Annotated in this window: 17 protein-coding genes; 4 read left to right on the top strand and 13 right to left on the bottom strand. The window is 70.9% G+C overall.

The window, feature by feature from the left end:
- Nucleotides 1–7 precede the first annotated feature (7 nt).
- A complete protein-coding gene (locus tag FHU34_RS20150; RefSeq protein WP_145782934.1) occupies nt 8–835 on the bottom strand; it encodes an ABC transporter permease in 828 nt (275 codons plus the stop codon).
- Nucleotides 832–1,812 (bottom strand): ATP-binding cassette domain-containing protein, encoded by a 981-nt coding sequence (locus FHU34_RS20145; protein WP_145782932.1) that lies wholly within the window; start codon nt 1,810–1,812, stop codon nt 832–834. Before FHU34_RS20145 ends, FHU34_RS20150 begins: the two co-directional genes overlap by 4 nt.
- Nucleotides 1,813–1,972: 160 nt before the next feature.
- On the opposite strand from FHU34_RS20145, the gene FHU34_RS20140 reads away from it, so the two are divergent.
- Nucleotides 1,973–2,584: a dihydrofolate reductase family protein gene (locus FHU34_RS20140; RefSeq protein ID WP_145782930.1), complete on the top strand. Its 612-nt coding sequence runs from the start codon at nt 1,973–1,975 to the stop codon at nt 2,582–2,584.
- Nucleotides 2,585–2,635: 51 nt separating this feature from the next.
- Here FHU34_RS20140 and FHU34_RS20135 read toward each other — a convergent pair whose 3' ends face one another.
- The gene (locus tag FHU34_RS20135) at nt 2,636–3,100 is read right to left on the bottom strand and encodes a GNAT family N-acetyltransferase (protein WP_145782928.1); all 465 of its coding nucleotides are present in this window, start codon (nt 3,098–3,100) and stop codon (nt 2,636–2,638) included.
- 151 nt (nt 3,101–3,251) lie between these two features.
- Between FHU34_RS20135 and FHU34_RS20130 the strand changes: the two genes are divergently transcribed.
- The 3 genes from FHU34_RS20130 to FHU34_RS20120 are packed head-to-tail and all read left to right on the top strand — an operon-like array spanning nt 3,252 to nt 5,517.
- A complete protein-coding gene (locus FHU34_RS20130) occupies nt 3,252–3,647 on the top strand; it encodes a GntR family transcriptional regulator (RefSeq protein ID WP_145782927.1) in 396 nt (131 codons plus the stop codon).
- Nucleotides 3,644–4,543 (top strand): ABC transporter ATP-binding protein, encoded by a 900-nt coding sequence (locus tag FHU34_RS20125; protein ID WP_145782925.1) that lies wholly within the window; start codon nt 3,644–3,646, stop codon nt 4,541–4,543. Before FHU34_RS20130 ends, FHU34_RS20125 begins: the two co-directional genes overlap by 4 nt.
- Nucleotides 4,540–5,517 carry an ABC transporter permease subunit gene (locus FHU34_RS20120; RefSeq protein WP_145782924.1) on the top strand — a complete coding sequence of 326 codons (978 nt, stop codon included), beginning with the start codon at nt 4,540–4,542 and terminating at the stop codon, nt 5,515–5,517. The genes FHU34_RS20125 and FHU34_RS20120 overlap by 4 nt, the downstream gene beginning before the upstream one ends.
- 182 nt (nt 5,518–5,699) lie before the next feature.
- Here FHU34_RS20120 and FHU34_RS20115 read toward each other — a convergent pair whose 3' ends face one another.
- The 10 genes from FHU34_RS20115 to FHU34_RS20070 form a co-directional block, all read right to left on the bottom strand.
- Nucleotides 5,700–6,503 carry a class I SAM-dependent methyltransferase gene (locus tag FHU34_RS20115; RefSeq protein WP_145782922.1) on the bottom strand — a complete coding sequence of 268 codons (804 nt, stop codon included), beginning with the start codon at nt 6,501–6,503 and terminating at the stop codon, nt 5,700–5,702.
- A gap of 6 nt (nt 6,504–6,509) precedes the next feature.
- Nucleotides 6,510–7,307 carry an ABC transporter ATP-binding protein gene (locus FHU34_RS20110; RefSeq protein WP_145782920.1) on the bottom strand — a complete coding sequence of 266 codons (798 nt, stop codon included), beginning with the start codon at nt 7,305–7,307 and terminating at the stop codon, nt 6,510–6,512.
- Nucleotides 7,307–8,050: an ABC transporter ATP-binding protein gene (locus FHU34_RS20105; protein ID WP_145782918.1), complete on the bottom strand. Its 744-nt coding sequence runs from the start codon at nt 8,048–8,050 to the stop codon at nt 7,307–7,309. Before FHU34_RS20105 ends, FHU34_RS20110 begins: the two co-directional genes overlap by 1 nt.
- Nucleotides 8,047–9,057, bottom strand: a complete 1,011-nt coding sequence (locus tag FHU34_RS20100) for a branched-chain amino acid ABC transporter permease (protein ID WP_167524850.1) — start codon at nt 9,055–9,057, stop codon at nt 8,047–8,049. The genes FHU34_RS20105 and FHU34_RS20100 overlap by 4 nt, the downstream gene beginning before the upstream one ends.
- Nucleotides 9,054–9,947, bottom strand: coding sequence for a branched-chain amino acid ABC transporter permease (locus FHU34_RS20095; RefSeq protein ID WP_167524964.1), 894 nt, complete (start codon nt 9,945–9,947; stop codon nt 9,054–9,056). Before FHU34_RS20095 ends, FHU34_RS20100 begins: the two co-directional genes overlap by 4 nt.
- Entirely contained in the window at nt 9,947–11,140 is a 1,194-nt protein-coding gene (locus FHU34_RS20090; protein ID WP_145782912.1) for an ABC transporter substrate-binding protein, read from the bottom strand. Before FHU34_RS20090 ends, FHU34_RS20095 begins: the two co-directional genes overlap by 1 nt.
- A 51-nt stretch (nt 11,141–11,191) precedes the next feature.
- Entirely contained in the window at nt 11,192–11,596 is a 405-nt protein-coding gene (locus FHU34_RS20085) for a roadblock/LC7 domain-containing protein (RefSeq protein WP_088989969.1), read from the bottom strand.
- 16 nt (nt 11,597–11,612) lie between these two features.
- The gene (locus tag FHU34_RS20080) at nt 11,613–13,994 is read right to left on the bottom strand and encodes a sensor histidine kinase (protein ID WP_145782910.1); all 2,382 of its coding nucleotides are present in this window, start codon (nt 13,992–13,994) and stop codon (nt 11,613–11,615) included.
- Nucleotides 13,995–14,248: 254 nt separating this feature from the next.
- Entirely contained in the window at nt 14,249–14,758 is a 510-nt protein-coding gene (locus tag FHU34_RS20075; protein WP_145782908.1) for a helix-turn-helix transcriptional regulator, read from the bottom strand.
- A 239-nt stretch (nt 14,759–14,997) separates the two neighbouring features.
- The gene (locus FHU34_RS20070) at nt 14,998–16,290 is read right to left on the bottom strand and encodes a cytochrome P450 (RefSeq protein WP_145782906.1); all 1,293 of its coding nucleotides are present in this window, start codon (nt 16,288–16,290) and stop codon (nt 14,998–15,000) included.
- Nucleotides 16,291–16,534: the final 244 nt, after the last annotated feature.

Raw genomic sequence — 16,534 nt, 5'->3', positions numbered from 1 at the left:
ACAGGCCCTAGATCTTCTTCCGGTATGCGCGCAGCGCGAGTGGCATGAACAGCACCACGAAGCCGGCGCACCAGGCGAGTGTCCACCACACGTGCGAACCGAGCGGGGTGCCGAGGAACAGACCCCGGACCGACGCCACCAGGTGGGTCATCGGGTTGACGTCCACGAACGCCTGCATCCAGCCGGGCAGGGTGTCGGCGCCGACGAACACGTTGGACGCGAAGCTCAGCGGCATGATCAGCGCGAACATGACGCCCTGCACGGCACCCGCGGTACGCACCTTCATCGACACGAGCACCGGCAGCCAGCTCAGGCAGAGCGCGAACAGCACCGCGAGCAGACACCCGGCGATGGCCCGGAACAGGTCGGTCTCGATCCGGAAACCCATCACGTAACCGATCGCGAGGGTCGACACCGTGACGATCACGTACCGGACGACGTCGCCGAGGACCGCGCCGACAAGTGGTGCGGAGCGGGGAATCGGCAACGACCGGAACCTGTCGAAGATGCCCTTGGAGATGTCGGTGTTGAGGTTGACGCCGATCGCGATGGCACCTGTCGCGATGGTCTGCGCCAGGATGCCGGGCAGCAGGAACTGCAGGTAGTCGTGGGTCGATCCGGCGACCGCGCCGCCGAAGACGTACACGAAGATGACGAGGAACAGCACCGGCTGCAACGTGACGTCGATGAGCGCCTCGGGCGTACGCCAGGTCTTGATGAGGCTGCGCTTGGCGAGCGCCAACGAGTGCCGGACCAGTCGGAACGGTCGCGGCTGCGCGGTAATCGTCGACAGTGCCCGGTTCCGGGTGGGTGGTGCGTCGGTCAGTGTGCTCATGCCGCGACCTCCGTGGGGCGGGTGGTGTCGTCTTCGGACGCCGTACGCCCGGTGAGGGTGAAGAACACCTCGTCCAGGCTCGGCAGGTGCAGGGACAGTTCGGTGACCGCGATGCCGGCCGTGGCGAGACGCGCGACGCTCTCGGTCAGGGCCGCGTCGTCGGTGACCGGCACCGCGAGCACGCCCTTGCGGATCTCGTCGGCCGGCGCGCCGGAGCCGACCTGGGTCAGGATCTCCGCGGTCCGGGGCAGGTGCGCCGGGTCGGACGGCCGGACCTCGAGGGTCTGCCCGCCGACCACCCGCTTGAGCCCTTCGGGTGTGTCGTGCGCGATCACCCGGCCGTGGTCGATCACCGTGATCGCGTCGGCGAGCGCGTCGGCCTCCTCCAGGTACTGCGTGGTGAGCAGCACCGTCGAGCCGTTGCCCACCAGTGAGCGGACCACGTCCCACATGTCCTCGCGCTTGGCCGGGTCGAGCCCGGTCGTCGGCTCGTCCAGGAAGATCACGTCGGGCGAGCCGACGAGGCTGGCGGCCAGGTCGAGCCGTCGCCGCATGCCGCCGGAGTAGGTCTTGGCCGGCCGGTTCGCGGCGTCGGTCAGGTCGAACCAGTCGAGCAGCTCGGCAGCCCGCCGCCGGGCGCCGCCGCGCCCCAGCTCCAGCAGGGTGCCGAACAGCTCCAGGTTCTGCCGTCCGGTCAGGTCCTCGTCGACCGAGGCGTACTGGCCGGTCAGTCCGATGCTCTGCCGAACGCGCTCGGCGTCCCGTACCACGTCGAAACCGCCGATCCGGGCGGTTCCGCCGTCCGGGGTCAGCAGGGTGGAGAGGATGCGTACGGCGGTGGTCTTGCCGGCGCCGTTGGGGCCGAGCACCCCGAGCACCGTGCCCCGGGGAACCGCGAGGTCCACGCCCTGCAGCGCCCTCGTCTTCCCGAAGGTCTTGACGAGGCCCTCAGCCTCGATCACCAGGTCAGCTGTCATGCGTACAGCATGCGTGGGCCCGCTGACACCGCCCCGACACGCCACCGACACCGGCTGACACGGTCGAGTCGATCAGCATTGCGCCCCCTCGGCAACATCGAGTGACGTCATACTCCTGCTGAACGTCCACCTGACGGACCCGAACGATGAGGAGTACGCGATGAGCCGCGTTCTGTTGAGCATGAGCGTGTCGTTGGACGGCTTCGCCGCCGGACCCGACGTCACCAAGGAACAACCGATGGGCGCAGGCGGCGAGCGGTTGCACGAGTGGCTGTTCCGGGCTGACGGAGACCGCGCCGTGGCGGCGGACGGCGTCACCCCGGTCGGCGTCGACGCCGCACAGGTACGAGAGGTCCATGCGACGACGGGCGCCGTGGTGATCGGCAAGCGGACGTTCGATGTCGGTGTGGACCTGTGGGAGGACACCCCGTTCCCGGTGCCCTGCTTCGTGGTGACCCATCAGCCGCGCGAACCGTTGACGATGAAGAGCGCCGCCTTCACCTTCGTCGACGACGGCCTGCACAGCGCGCTGCGCCAGGCGCGTCACGCAGCGGGCGACCGCAACGTCCTCATCATGGGCGGGCCCACCACCGCGCAACAGTTCGTCAAGGCCGGGCTGGTGGACGACATCCACATCCAACTCGTACCGGTGTTCCTCGGCACCGGCACGCGCCCGTTCGACCACCTCGGCACCGACCACATCGAGCTCGAACGAACCGCGGTGATCGAATCACCACACGTCACGCACCTGCGCTTCCACGTACCGAAGTAACCGCCGGACGTCCGCCTGCAGACCGGCCGGGCGGGCCACCGGTCGCGTGGATCAGGTGACGGCCAAGCGAAAGACCTGCCGGGATCCCCCTTCCGGACCGGGCTCGACGGCCTCGGCAGGAGCGAAACCAAGTCGTTCGTAGAAGACACGTGCGCCGCTGGCGTGGGCCCCCGGGTGATCGGCGCCAAAGCTCACCACCTCCACGGACCCGGGGCCCCGCACGAACCTGCGCAGGGCTTCTGCCATCAGCGCACGACCAACGCCCTTCCCCCGTGAACGCTCGGATACGACAAGCCAGTGAACGTGATGGGTCGGGGCCTTCGCCGCGAACAACACCCCGCCCAGCAGATCGGGCCCTTCGGAAGCAGCAACGATCGCTGTGCACCGACGAATGTGCTTGCGTACAGCGTCGTGAAAGCCGACATCCTCGACCATCGAGCCGAACCAACACTCGACCTGGGCCGCCAGGCCAAGGAAGCCATTGAAGTCCTGCTCCTCCGCAAGCCTGACGATCACCCGAGCAGTCTGACATTGACGCGGTGAACCCGGCCCGACGGCGTCCTCGGCTCATCACTGGCGGCGCGACGCGGTCGTGGGGGCCCGTCTGCTTCCTTGACCACCCATTTACTGCTTTACTATGGTGCTAGGAAAGCAGTAAGGGGCTACCGTGTTCGTCTTCCGGCTCGACACCCACTCCGGTGTGCCGCCGTACCTGCAACTCGTCCAGCAGGTCCGCCAGGCGGTGCTGCTGGGCTTTCTCCAACCCGGTGACCGCCTCCCGCTCATCCGCGAGGTGGTCGAGGACCTGGCAATCAATCCGAACACCGTCGCCAAGGCGTACCGGCAGATGGAGCAGGAGGACCTGGTCACCGGCCGGCCCGGTCAGGGCACGTTCGTCAACGAACAGCAGTCGGCCGTGATGTCGGCATCGACGTACACGTCGCTGCGCCGCGGCCTGGCGACCTGGTTGCGCCGCGCCTACGCGGCCGGCCTCGACGAGCAGGCGGTCGACGCGCTTTTCACCTCCGTCCACCAGCAGACGAGGAATGAGGAAGTGGCGTGACAGCGACGGAGTTCGCGCTGCGCACCGACGGTGTGGGCAAGCGGTACCGGAAGGGATGGGCGCTGCGCGACTGCACCCTGACCCTGCCGACGGGCGGCGTGATCGCCCTGGTCGGGCCGAACGGCGCGGGCAAGACCACGCTGCTGCGCCTGGTCGTCGGGTTGCTGGCACCGAGCACCGGCACGGTGGAGGTCCTCGGCCACGACGTCACCGCCAGCACCCCGCAAACTCTGTCCCGGATCGGGTTCCTGGCCCAGGACCACCCGCTGTACAAGCGCTTCACCGTCGCCGAGATGCTCCGCTTCGGCCGGGCCTGCAACCTGCGGTTCGACCAGGGGCTGGCCGAGCGCCGGCTGGCGAAGCTGGGCATCCCGCTCGACCGCAGGGCCGGCACGCTCTCCGGCGGGCAGCAGGCCCAGGTCGCGTTGGCGCTGGCCCTGGCGAAGCGACCGGACCTGCTCGTCCTCGACGAGCCGGTGGCCAGCCTCGACCCGCTGGCCCGGCACGAGTTCCTTCAGGTCCTCATGGGCGCGGTGGCCGAAGACGGGGTGACCGTCCTGTTCTCCTCCCACGTCGTGCACGAGCTGGAGCGCGTCTGCGACCACCTGATCGTGCTCAACCGCGGCCGGGTCACGCTCACCGGTGACATCGACACCCTCCTCGCCGAGCACCGGCTGCTCGTCGGCCCGCGCACGGCCACCGACCTCGACCGGGCTGGCACCGTCGTGGAGGCCGTCCACAGCGATCGACACTCGACAGTGCTGGTACGCGACGGAGGGCTCCCGGCCGCGCCCGGGTGGCAGGCCCAGCCGGTCGCGCTGGAGGACCTGGTGCTGGCGTACCTGCGCCGGCCGTCCGAGCCGAGCGCCCAGCTCACGTCGGGGGTGGCGGTGTGACGTGGTTGATCTGGCGCCAGCACCGGACCGAGGTCTGCGTCCTGGGTCTGCTTGTCGGCATGTTCGGCATCGCCCTGCTCGTGCTCGGGACGCAGGCCCACGACCTGTTCCCCGGCGGTCCCGCCCGATGTGCGGGAGAGGCCGGTGTCACCGAGGACTGCGCGGCCTCCTTCCGCCGGCTCGACGAGGAGTACGGGTACGTCGAGAATCTCCTGGCGGCCTTCTATCTGGTCCCCGTCGTCATCGGTGCGTTCCTCGGTGCGCCGCTGCTCGCGCGCGAACTGGAGGACGGCACCTGGCAGCTCGCCTGGACGCAGGCCGTGCCGCGGATGCGCTGGCTGGCGGCCAAGCTCGCGGCGCTGGCCGGCGTCACCGTCGCGCTCACCGGGATGTTCACCGCGGTGCTCACCTGGTTCCGTCAGCCATTCGACGCGTGGGAAGGGCGGTTCCAGTACGACGCCTTCGACCTGGAGGGACTTGTGCCGGTGGCGTACGCGCTGTTCGCGTTCGGCGTCGCCACCGCCGCCGGGGCGATCCTCCGTCGCAGCCTTCCGGCGTTCGGCGTCGCGTTCGGGGCGTTCCTCGCCGCCCGGATGTCGGTGGCGCTGTTGGCCCGTCCCGCGTACGCCACGCCGCTCACCACCATGGAGCCGGTCCCCGTCGGGGGCTCGAAAGACCAGGCTGGGCACGGGCCGGTGTCCGGCTTTGCTGACTGGGTGATCGAACACGGCTACGCAGACGCCGCCGGGCGCAGGCTGAGCTGGACCGAGTACTACGAGCTGGAGGACGCGGCCAACCGGGCCGGCACCAACCTCAACCAGTTCCTGCACGCGCGAGGCGTCCAGCAGTTCGGGGTCTACCACCCCGCCGACCGGTTCTGGACGTTCCAGCTCATCGAGGCGTCCCTGTTCGTCGCCGTCGCGGCGGTCCTGATCGGTGTGGTGGTGTGGCGGGTACGGCGCCGTATCACCTAGTGCACCTGTTCGCCGCCGGACGGGGCCTCTCCGACTGGCTCGCGCACAGACCGGCCGGGCTCCTCACAAGGAACCCGGCCGGTGCGGTCGACGCCTCCGTAGAGCTGTCCGGCTCAGCGGGGGGCGTGCTGCGGCGGGAGCTACGGGCGGCGCGACCGCTCTCCACGCGGTGGTCTACCTGCTCACTCCGGCAGGCGGCCACGCGTGGAGACGAAGTGGTACGACATGACGGCGAACCCCGGGTCACGGACCAGCCGCCGGAAGGCGTTCAGTTGGTTCGGCGACAACCCGGCGGCGAGCAGGTCCGGCTCCAACTGGCGGGAGTTCGTCTCGTAGAGCGACGTTCCGGTCGAACCACCGGCCCAGCTCTGCGAGTGGGTGATGGTGTCCACCTCGGTCAGGCCGGCGAGGGCCATCTCGGTGTGCACGTCCTGCGCCCAGCCCAGGTCGGCGCCGTGGTCCTCCAGGACCCCCATCATGGCGTCCATCACCTGCCCGAAGAGCTTCGCGGCGTCGTCACTCGGCGCGGTCAGCACCCGTGGCGTCGCGGTGCAGTCGAACTCCTCGACCACCAGCCACCCGCCGGGAGCCAGCGTGCCGGTGAGCGTACGCAGGACCCGCCGTCGATCGGGGAGGTGCAGCAGCACCAGCCGGGCGTGGATCAGGTCGTACGCGTCCCCGGGTGGCGGTTCGGTCCGGACGTCGTGTCGGCGTACGTGCAGGTTGCCCTCGGCCACCAGGTGTGTGGGGTCGATGTCGGTGGCGAGTACGGACCCGTCGTCGCCGATCGCGCGGGCGATCCGCCGGGCCATCGAACCGCCACCCGCGCCGACCTCCCAGCAGGTCGCGCCCGGTCCCAGCACCGGGCGGGCGAGTCGGCGCGTCGTGATCGGGTCCAGGAAGGACTCCAGGGCGTGCATCTGGGGAACGGCTTCCGGTTGGCCGTTGTCGAACGTGTACGTGCCATCGCTCGTAGCGGTTGCCATCGGTGTCTACCTCTCCGAGGGGTCGGGTGACGTGGGGGTGTCGGCCCAGAGCCGAGGGGCCGATCGGTTCGGTGGCGGCGGCATGGGGGCGGCGGCGACGCTCAACATCGCCGCCAGCGGGGCGGGGTCGACGCGGGCCTCGGCCGTCGGTCGGTCGTAGACCACCCGGCCGTACTCCAGCACCGCCACCCGGTCCGCGATCTCGATCGCGTGTTGGAGTTGCTGTTCCACGAGCAGCACGGTCAAGCCGTCGGCGGCGAGGCCGTTGACGAGTTCGCGAACCCGCGCCGCCAGGTCGGGCGACAGGCCCTCACAGGGCTCGTCGAGGAGCAGCACCCGTGGTTGGCCGAGCAGTGCGCGGGCGATGGCGAGCATCTGCTGCTCACCGCCGGACAGTTCGCAGCCGCGGTGTCGCAGCCGTGCTGCCAACCTCGGCAGCAGGTCGAGGGTTCGGGCCACCGTCCAGCCCTCGCCGCCGGAGGTGGGGGCCCGCCACGGCGCGGCCGCCAGGTGCAGGTGCTCGGCCACCGTCAACCGGGAGAAGACCCGTCGACCCTGCGGAACGAGACCGACGCCGGATTGGGCGATGCGGTGCGGTTGCCGGCCGGCGAGGTGCACCCCGCCGATCTCGATGCGGCCACTGGGGGCGCGCACCAGCCCGGCGATGGTGTGCACGAGAGTGCTCTTGCCCGCGCCGTTGCGACCCACCACGGCCTGGATGCTGCCGGGGCGTACCCGCAGGCTGACCTCGTGCAGCACGGTCCCTCCGGCGTAGCCGGCGCACAGGCGATCCACGGACAGCATCAGGCCACCCCGTCGGCGTAGGCCTGCCGCACCAGCGGCGAGGTTCGGATCTCGTCCGGCGTGCCGGCGGCCAGGGTGCGACCGTCGCGCAGCACGGTGACCGTGTCGGAGAGGGCGTACACCAGGTCCAGTCGATGTTCGACCAGAAGGACGGCGACCGCCCTGGGCAGCGTCCGCAGCACCTCGGACAGGCGGCCGACCTCGATGGCGGACAGTCCGGCGGCCGGTTCGTCGAGAAGCAGCAGGCGGGGGCGACCGGCAAGGGCCATCGCGATCTCCAACTGGCGTCGTTGCCCGTGTGCGAGGTGCCCGGCGGGCACCGCCGCGACGTCGGCGAGGCCCATCTGGTCCAGCAGCGTGCCCGCCCTGTGGTGCGCGATGCGGCGACGTCCGCCGGGCCACCATCTGCGCCGTGGGATGACCCGCGGCAACGCCGCGACCACGATGTTTTCCGTTGCGGTCAACGTCGGGAAGACCGCAGGACGTTGGTGGATGCGGTTGATGCCCCGGCGGGCGCGGGCCGCCGGTCCCAACTGGCCGACGTTGCGCCCGTCGAAGCTCACCGTGCCGCGCTGCGGTCTCGTGGACCCGCCGATCACGTTGAGCAGGGTCGTCTTGCCGGCGCCGTTCGGGCCGATCAACGCGTGCCGCTGGCCGTCGTGGACGCACAGGTCCACGCTGTCGAGCGCGGCGAGCGAGCCGTACCGCACCGTGACACCCTGGGCTTCGAGCAGGCCGGTCATCGGTGCGACTCCGCGACGGCGGCCTGCTCAGGAGCAGCGGGCTGGTGTGACGGGGCCTCCGGCGGGCGCAGCCGGCTCCGGGCCCGGTTCACGCCGGTGGGCAGCAGGTAGACCGTGGCCACGAACAGCAGGCCCAGCACCAGCGGCGCATGCCCGGGCAGCAGCCCGAACAACCAGTCCCGGGCGGCGATGACCAGCGCCGCGCCGACCAGGGCGCCGCCCACCGAGGCGGTGCCACCGATGACGACTCCGAGCAGCAGCAGCGCGGACGTGTCGAAGCCGAAGTCGGCGGGGGAGATGTACTGCTGGGCGACGACCAGGAGCGAGCCGGCGGCACCGGCGATCGCCCCGGCGGCGATGTGCGCGCCGGACAGGTACAGGGGCACCCGATGCCCGCTGGCCCGCAGCCGCGCCTCGTCGTCGCGGCCGGCCCGCAGCAGCAGCCCGGCCCGGGTACGTAGCAGCAACAGCACCGCGCCGACCAGCGTGGCCGTGACGACCAGGGCGTACAGGTAGCGGGACTGGTCGTTGGCGAGGGTCGGGAGCCCCCAGAAGGGGCGGACCGCGGCGATGCCGGCCAACCCGTCCGTGCCACCGGTCACCGACCGCCAGCGGCCGAGGACGACGACGGCGAGTTCGCCGATCGCCAGCGTGATCATCAGGACGACCACCCCTCGGGCGTGCACGACCAGCGGCACGGTGAGCGCGGCCAGTACCGCCCCGGCGCCCGCCGCGACGGCGAGCTGCACGATGCCGACGTCGGAGACCCGGCTGCCGACCACGGCGCACGCGTAGGCGCCCGCGGCGTACGGCGCGGTCTGGCCGAGGGTCGGCAGGCCGGCGACACCGGTGAGCAGGGCCACGCTCACCCCCACCAGGGCCAGCGCCAGCGTCCGGGCGAGGATCGCCGTGGTGTAGTCGTCGACCACCCAGGGCGCCACGACCAGGCCGGCCAGGACCAGTGCGGCGATCGCGCCTCGTGCCCGCCGGATGACCTCGTGCCTCACGTCGTCCTCCACCTGCTGGCCAGGCCGCGTGCGCGCACGGCCAGCACCGCGGCCATGGCGGCGAACAACAGGAACGGCGCGGCGGACGGCAGCAGCGCCACCCCCAGCGTCTGGATCTCGCCGATCGCGAGCGCGGCCAGCAGGGTGCCTCCCATGGACCCGAGGCCGCCGAGGACGACGACGACCAGGGACAACAGCAGCACTGTGTCGGCGGTGTCCGTGCCGGGGCCGATGATGGGTGCGCCCAGGACCCCGGCCGCGCCGGCCAGCGCGCCGGCGGCGGCGAGCACGCCGGCGCGGATCCGCGCCGGGCTCACACCCAGACAGGCGACCATCTCCGCGTCGTCGACGGCCGCGCGGACCAGCATCCCGGCCCTGGTGCGCCGCACCACGAGGTAGAGCGCGGCGGCGATCACCGCGGCGACGACGATGAAGACCAGCCGGTACGCGGCGTAGCGGTGACCGGCGACCACCACCGAGCCCTCCAGGGCGGCGGGCACCTTGACCTGTGGGTCGTCGGGGCCGAAGCCTGCGACGAGCAGGCTGCCGCCGGCCAACGCCACGCCGAACGTCAGCAGCGCCTGACCCAGGTGGTTACCGGCGGCGACCGGCGCGAGCAGGCCGGCGAGGAGCACCCCCGCCGCGGCGGCGGTCAGCACACCAACCCCCAACGCCAACGCCAGACTTGCCCAGCCGCCGTCGAGCAGCGCCGCGGCGGTGTAACCGCCGATCGCGTAGAGCATGCCGTGCGCCAGGTTGAGGATGTTGGCGACGCCGAAACAGAAGACCAGGCCCGACGCGGCGACGAACACGAGCAGCCCGTAGGCGACTCCGTCCAGCGCCGGTATCAGGTACGGGTCGATCCGGTTCGTGCCGGCCGCCACCGCCATCACCGGCCGACGGTCGCGAGGTCACCCACGACGGTGTTGGACAGCGCCCGGCCGTCCTGGCGGACCTGCCGCAGATACCACTTCTGTACGGGTGAGTGCGTGCTGGTGGAGAACTGCCAGGTGCCGCGCGGGCTGGCGATCTGGCCGAGCTGGCCGATGGCCGTGTTGATGGCCTCCGGGGTCGGGTCGTTTCCGGCGGCGCCGATCGCCCGGTCCAGCACCGCCGCCGCGTCGTACGAGGCGAGCGCGTAGGTCGTCGGCGAACCGTCGTGCTTGGCCTTCCACGCCGCCACGAAGGCGCGGTTCTCGGCGTTGTCGAGGTCGGGCGAGTAGTTGAGTACCGAGTAGATACCTCGGGCCGCGTCGCCCTGCGCGTTGAGCACACCGCCCTCGGTGAGGAACCCGGCCGCGTACAGCGGGATGTCCTTGATCTCGGACTGCGCGTACTGCTTGACGAAGTCGACGGCGGCGCTGCCGGCGTAGAACGTGAAGACGGCCGCCGCGCCGGAGGCCTTGATGCGGGCGAAGTACGGGGTGAAGTTGGTGGTCGCCGGGAACGGGGTGAAGGTCGTCTTGCCGTCGGCGTTCGCGAGCTTCCCGCCGATCTTGCCGAAGGCGTCGGTGAACCCCCGCAGCTCGTCCCAGCCGCCCTGGTAGTCCGGGCCGATCGCGTACACCGATCCCTTCACGTTGTCCCGGACGTGTTGGGCGATCGCCGCTCCGGGCTCGTCCGACAGGTACGAGGTGTGCCAGACGCGGGAGACGTCCTTGAGTTCCGGGCGCCCGTTGGAGCCGACGAGGGGCACCTTGGTCTCCTCCAGCAGGGGGACGACCCCGGCGACCGAGCCGCCGCCGACGATGCCGGTGAGCACGGACACCCGGTCCTGCTTGAGGAGCTTGGTGGCCGCCGGGACGGCGGTCTGGGCGCCGTTGCCCTCGTCAGCGACGACCAGGTCGACCTGTCGGCCGCCGAGCTTGCCGTCGTGGGTCTCGAGGTAGAGCTGGAAACCGTCGCGGATCTCCGTACCGACGGCCTGGTACGTCCCGGACAGGGACGCGAGCAGGCCGATCTTTATCGAGCCGCCAGCGCTCGTGCCCGGCGCGTCGTCGCCGCAGGCCGCGCTGCCGGTCAGGACGACCGCGAGCAGTGCGGCGGTGAGGGCACGGCTGCGCCGAGGGGTGGTGAGAGGCATGTCTTTCTCCAGAGGAAGGGAGGGGTCTCCGGCGTGGGGGCGCCGGGATTGTCAGCGGCTGCGGGCGAGTGCCGCCCGGGCCGCGGGGGTGAGGGCGTCGCCGATGCGGTTGGCCAGCTCGGTCATCTCGTAGGAGACCTTGCCGACGTCGCACTCGGGCGCGGCGAGCACCAGCAGCGAGGCACCGTCGTTGAAGGCCATCGAGAACATGAATCCGCCCTCGAGCTGCGTGACGTTGGAGATCACCGCGCCGGCGTCGAAGAAGGCCGCCGCCCCGCGCAGCAGGCTGACGAGCCCGCTACCCGTCGCGGCCAACTGGTCGGCCCGGTCCGGCGGCAGGTCGCGGGTGGCGGCCACCATCAGGCCGTCACTGGAGATGGCGATCGCATGGCTGACCTCGCTGGCGCGCGCCGCGAAGTTGTCCAGCAGCCAGCCGAGATCCTGTTGGTCGCTCACGTGCTCTCCTGTCGCGTCATTTGTTGCCGAGGTTGATCGGGGTGCGCCGGCGGTTCGCCACACCCCGCGCGTACGCGGCCATCGCCGTCGCCACCTGGGCCGGGTCGCGGTACTCGGATCTCTGCTGCTGGGGGACGGTCACGCCACCGGGCACGAGATGCCGCTGCGGCTGCCGTTTGGGCAGGCCGGAGGTGGTGGTCGTGGTGACGTCGGGGGTGGTCGCCTGGGCGGCGGTGCGCCAGGCGGCGTCGGCGGGGCTGGACCATTCCCGGGCCTCGTCGACGACGTCGCTCTGGAACCAGTGATTGACCTGCTCGAAGATGAGGAGCTCCTCGGTGGGGGCGTCACCCCGGTCCGGGGGCGGGGGTGTCGCTCGGAACACCGGGGCCGCGGGCAGGGTCCGCTCGGCCGGTGGGTGCCCGGCGGTGGGCTCGGGGCGCGGCTGGTACGGCGGTGGAGCGCTGGTCGTGCGGGCCGCCCTCCGGGAGAGCCGTCCGGGGGCGAGCAGGTACTCCTCCGGCGGCAGCGACCGGATGATCGCTGCGGGAAGCGTCGCCTCGGCGAGGGTGCCGCGTCGAGGGCCGCGTCGCAGTTGGACGGTGACGCCCAGGCGTTGTGCGAGCTGACCCACGACGACCAGCCCCATCGCCCGTACTGCGGCCACGTCGATGGCCGGTGGGCGGGCCAACAGCTCGTTGAGCTGCTGCATCCGCTGGGGTGACAGCCCGACGCCCTCGTCGCTGATCTGGATGATGACGCGGTCGCCCAGGCTCCGGCCGCTCACCCAGGTCTCACTGCCCGGCGGTGCGTACGTCGTCGCGTTGTCCATGAGTTCGGCGAGCAGGTGCACGACCTCGTCGACGGTCTTCGCCGCCACGGCGACGTCTCCGTCGATCATGCCGAGCCGGATCCGCGCGTAGTGCTCGATCTGGGACAGCGCCGCCTGGAGCACCTGTTGCAGGGGGACGTCGCGCTGGCGTACGCGGCCGACGCCGACGCCGCCGAGCACCAGCAGGCTCGCGTTGATCCGTCCCATCCGGGTCGCCAGGTTGTCCAGCGTGTACAGCTGGTGGAGCCGGTCGGGGTCGGTCTCGTCCCGTTCGACCAGGTCGACCTGTGCCAGGACGGCATCGACGAGTCGTTGTTCACGGCGGCTCAGGTGGATGAAGATGTCGGCGGTGTTGGCACGCATGACGGCCTGCTCGGCGGCGGTCCGTACGGCGGCCTGGTGGACGGCGCTGAACGCCTGGCCCAGTTCGCCGATCTCGTCGTCGCTGGACGGTTCGAGGGCGGCGGTGGACTGCTGGTGGGCCAGCTTGTCCGGGTCGACGGCGGCGCTGCCCGGTTGCTGGAGCTGGGCCACCACAGCGGGGAGCTGTTCGAACGCGACAGCGTTCGCTGCGTCCCGCAGGCGACGCAGGCGCCGGGTGATCTGTCGGGCGACGACCCAGGTCACCAGCGCGGTGAGGGCCAGCGCCAGGAGGACGCCGACCGCCTCGGCTACGGCTCGGCGGCGCTGGTCGGCGTGCGCGGCCCGCACGTCGTCACGGACGGCGGCGTCGACCCGTGCCCGCAGGTCGGCCAGGCGGGCGACACGCGTCTGCGTGGTGGACACCCAACTGCCGGTCTCCAGTTGCAGCCGTGAGCCCGGCTGGGCGCGGGACACCTCGTCCTGCATTCGTTGCAGGGCGAGCGCCTCCTTGCCGGTGCCGGCCTGCTCCCACCAGCTGCTCCATTCGGGTGGGGCCAGGGCCAGGAACGACAGGCTCGACTCGATGTAGCTGGTACGGGCGGCGGTGATGTCCTGCTGCATGGCCGGGGTCAGCTCACCGCCCGCGACGGTCCGCAGTACGGCGACCTGCTGCTGACCGATCGCCTCGGCGGTCTTCGACAGTGCCGCCGAGGCGCGGATCCCGTCGGCGAGCTGGGCGTCGACCACGCCGTGCGAGACGGCTTCCCGGAAGTTGATCAGATCGGCGATCGCGATGCGGTAGCTGAAGGTCATCGCCGACACCGATGCGTGCGTCGCCGTGCGCACCTGGGTACGCAGCGGGGCGAGGCCGTCCAGGGCCGCGTCGATGCGGCGCAGGAGGTCCCGGTTGGCGTCGGCGTCGGCGGTCAGCCGCTCGCGCTGCGCGCGGTAGCGGCTGACCGCGTCGTCGGTGGCGGTCATCTCCGCGCTGAAGGCGTCCTGCTGCTCCGGCGCGCCGTAGGTGAGCAGGTCGGCGGCGGCGATCCGCTCGCGTTGCAGGCGGTAGGCGAGGTCGCCGGCCTCGGCGCCGACCTGGGCGAGGATCCGAAGGTCGCTGGCACGGGCCGTCTGGCGGGCGCTCTCGGTCAGCGCGAGCCCGGCGAAGCCGATGACGGCGACGAGCGGTGCCGCGACGATGAGGCGCATCCGGCCGGCAATCTTCCAACCGCGTCGGCGGGTCGGGTAGGGTCTGGCCGCGTGGGACCGGGTGCTCGACGCCAAGATTGACTCCCACGACTCGTCGATGACGGTCTATCCGCACGTTGCCGAATGCAAGTCCCATTCGGCCGGAAGCCGCGCTCGTAGACCAGACCTGGCCGTGGTACAAACTGCCCGTACCAGCATCTGTACCCAACGTCAGCAACCGGTGACGCCCTGAGACGGGAGCTGGATCCGTGGGGTCAGCGCTGGTCGTCGTGGGGGTCGGAGGTCAGCTTCGTGCCCTCCGGTGTCTGCCGTCGCTGCGCGTCGCTCGACTCGCCAGAGTCGGCTGGGGCGTTGAGCACCTGGCCGATCAGCTCACGCAGCTCGTCGATCGCGTCCACCACGGCGCCCGGATCACGGGCGTCGCGCCGATCACGTTGACGCGGCACCCTCCGCTGCTGGTGAGGTGGTTGCGAGTCGCGGGGACCCCGGCGGCCGTCGGCCGCCAACTGCTCGGCCGCCACCTGCGGCCAGAGGGCCGCGAGCCGTCCACCGGTGCCGAGCACGTCGTCGCAGCGCAGCGCGAACTCGTGGCTGCCGAACCGGCGACCCGACTCGACCGCCGCGACCGTCTCCCGGCTGAACCGCACCAGATCCGCCAGGGCCCGCTGGGTCAGGCCCCGCCGGACCCGGCAGTCGCGCAGTTCCCACCGGAACCGTTGGCTGGCCGCGGAGTGAGCAGAGCTCGACGGGGACGTGTGCTCCATGCGCTCACCTTCGTGGCTACGGGAATCAGCAGCGAACGCCAGATCGGGATTGGCGGATGAGCTGAACATTCATAGAGAGCAATTCTTAACCCAGGAAGCGATCAGTGTGAAGACGTTCGCCGACATCGATCGTCGGGCAAAGCGTGAAGGATGCGTGCCGGACCGGTTGCGTGCCGCCGGGTGGGGCGGGCAACGCTACCCGACGCACCCTCGGTTCGATCTGCTGGCGCTCGCCCATGTCACGCGGCGTGCGCTTCGGCAGCCACCTCGTCGCGCGCCGCCGGTATGTCGGCAGACGTGCGCGTGTCGATTGTCGCGAGCAGCGTGCGGTGCGCACGGAATGCGACGTTCGGCTTGTACGAGCGCTGCTGCTCGCTCGCCAGACGGAGGCCGGGAATGGAGTCGGCGAGCCGGGTGATGGCGATCTCGGCCTCCAGTTTCGCCAATCCCGCTCCGACGCAGAAATGTGGTCCGTGGCCGAACGACAGATGATTGCCCGCGTCCACCCGGTGTGGGTGGAACTGGTCCGGGTGGGCGAACACCGCGGGGTCGCGGTTCGCGGCTCCGATCAACAGCAGGCAACGCGCCCCGGCGGGAATCGTCACCGTTCCCACTGTGACGTCCCGGCTGGTCACCCGGAGCCAGCCGTCGATGGCGGGCGCGAACCGGAGGGTCTCGTTCACGAACGCGGCGGCGCCTCCCGGGTCCGTGGTCAGCGCCGACCAGTGCTGCGGGGTGGACAGCGCCTGGTCGAGGGCGTGCGCGAGCAGCCCGGCGGTGGTCTCGTGGCCGGCGACCAGGAGATTGAAGGCGAGGCTCGCCACCTCGGGCACCGTCAGCACCGTGTCGTCGTCGTCGCGGTACGCCAGGGCGCGGCTGATGAAGTCGTCGCCCTCGTGTCCGCTGGCCACGCGCTGCCGGACGAGATCCTCGCAGTAGTGCCAGAACTCCAGCAGGTCCCGTGCCAGGCGTACCTGCTCGGCCGGGTCGGGTTGCCCCCACACGAGGGCGATCTGGCCGTCGGCCCAACTCCTGATCCGTCCGATGTCGGCGTCGGGCACCCCGAGGATGTCCAGGACCACCAGCAGGGGAAGCTCGGTGGCGAACTCCGGGATCAGGTCGACCTGGTCGCCCTGGCGGGCGGCGAGCCGGTTCACCAGTTGGTCGACCCTGCGCCGGACGATCGCGCCGTAGTCGGCCTCGACCCGCTCGGCGGTGTTCGCGAAGGTCGCGCGGAGCGCCCGACGGGTTCGGGGGTGCACCGGCGGGTCCGCGGCGGCCGTCGTGGGGGGCGCGTCGATCTGCATGAGCACGCTCAACGCCTCCGGGCAGACCTCGTAGACCGGGGCGAGGGTGAGGGTGTTGGCGAAGGTCGTGACGTCGGCGAGGGCCCGCCGGACGTCGGCGTGCCTGCTGATCAACCACAGGCCCAGATCCTCGGCGTAGTGCACCCCGTCCGGATCGTCGAGAATACGCCGCCAGATGCTTGCCGGATCGGTGAGATAGGTCCCGGTGAACGGATTCAACCGCATGGAACGCCTCCTGATGAACGCGGCGCGAAACCGGCAGCGTCCCCATTCAACGATCCACGTCCAGTTGGGCCGATAATGGCGCGCATCTGCCTATGGCTCTTTACGGTGCGCTGAGCGGCTGCACAAGTCAAGATAGGTCAACGTCTATTTAATGCGCGACATAATGCGGGTTGCAACGGCGAGGTGAACACGGCGGTTTGCAACTTGCGAGTCGGTCCTTGTCGTCAGTCGGCCCAGGCGGGCG

This window comes from Micromonospora taraxaci, from assembly GCF_007830095.1.
Taxonomy (GTDB): Bacteria; Actinomycetota; Actinomycetes; order Mycobacteriales; family Micromonosporaceae; genus Micromonospora; species Micromonospora taraxaci.
The sequence above is the reverse complement of the archived record's forward strand: the minus strand, read 5'-3'. Positions and strand labels throughout refer to the sequence as shown.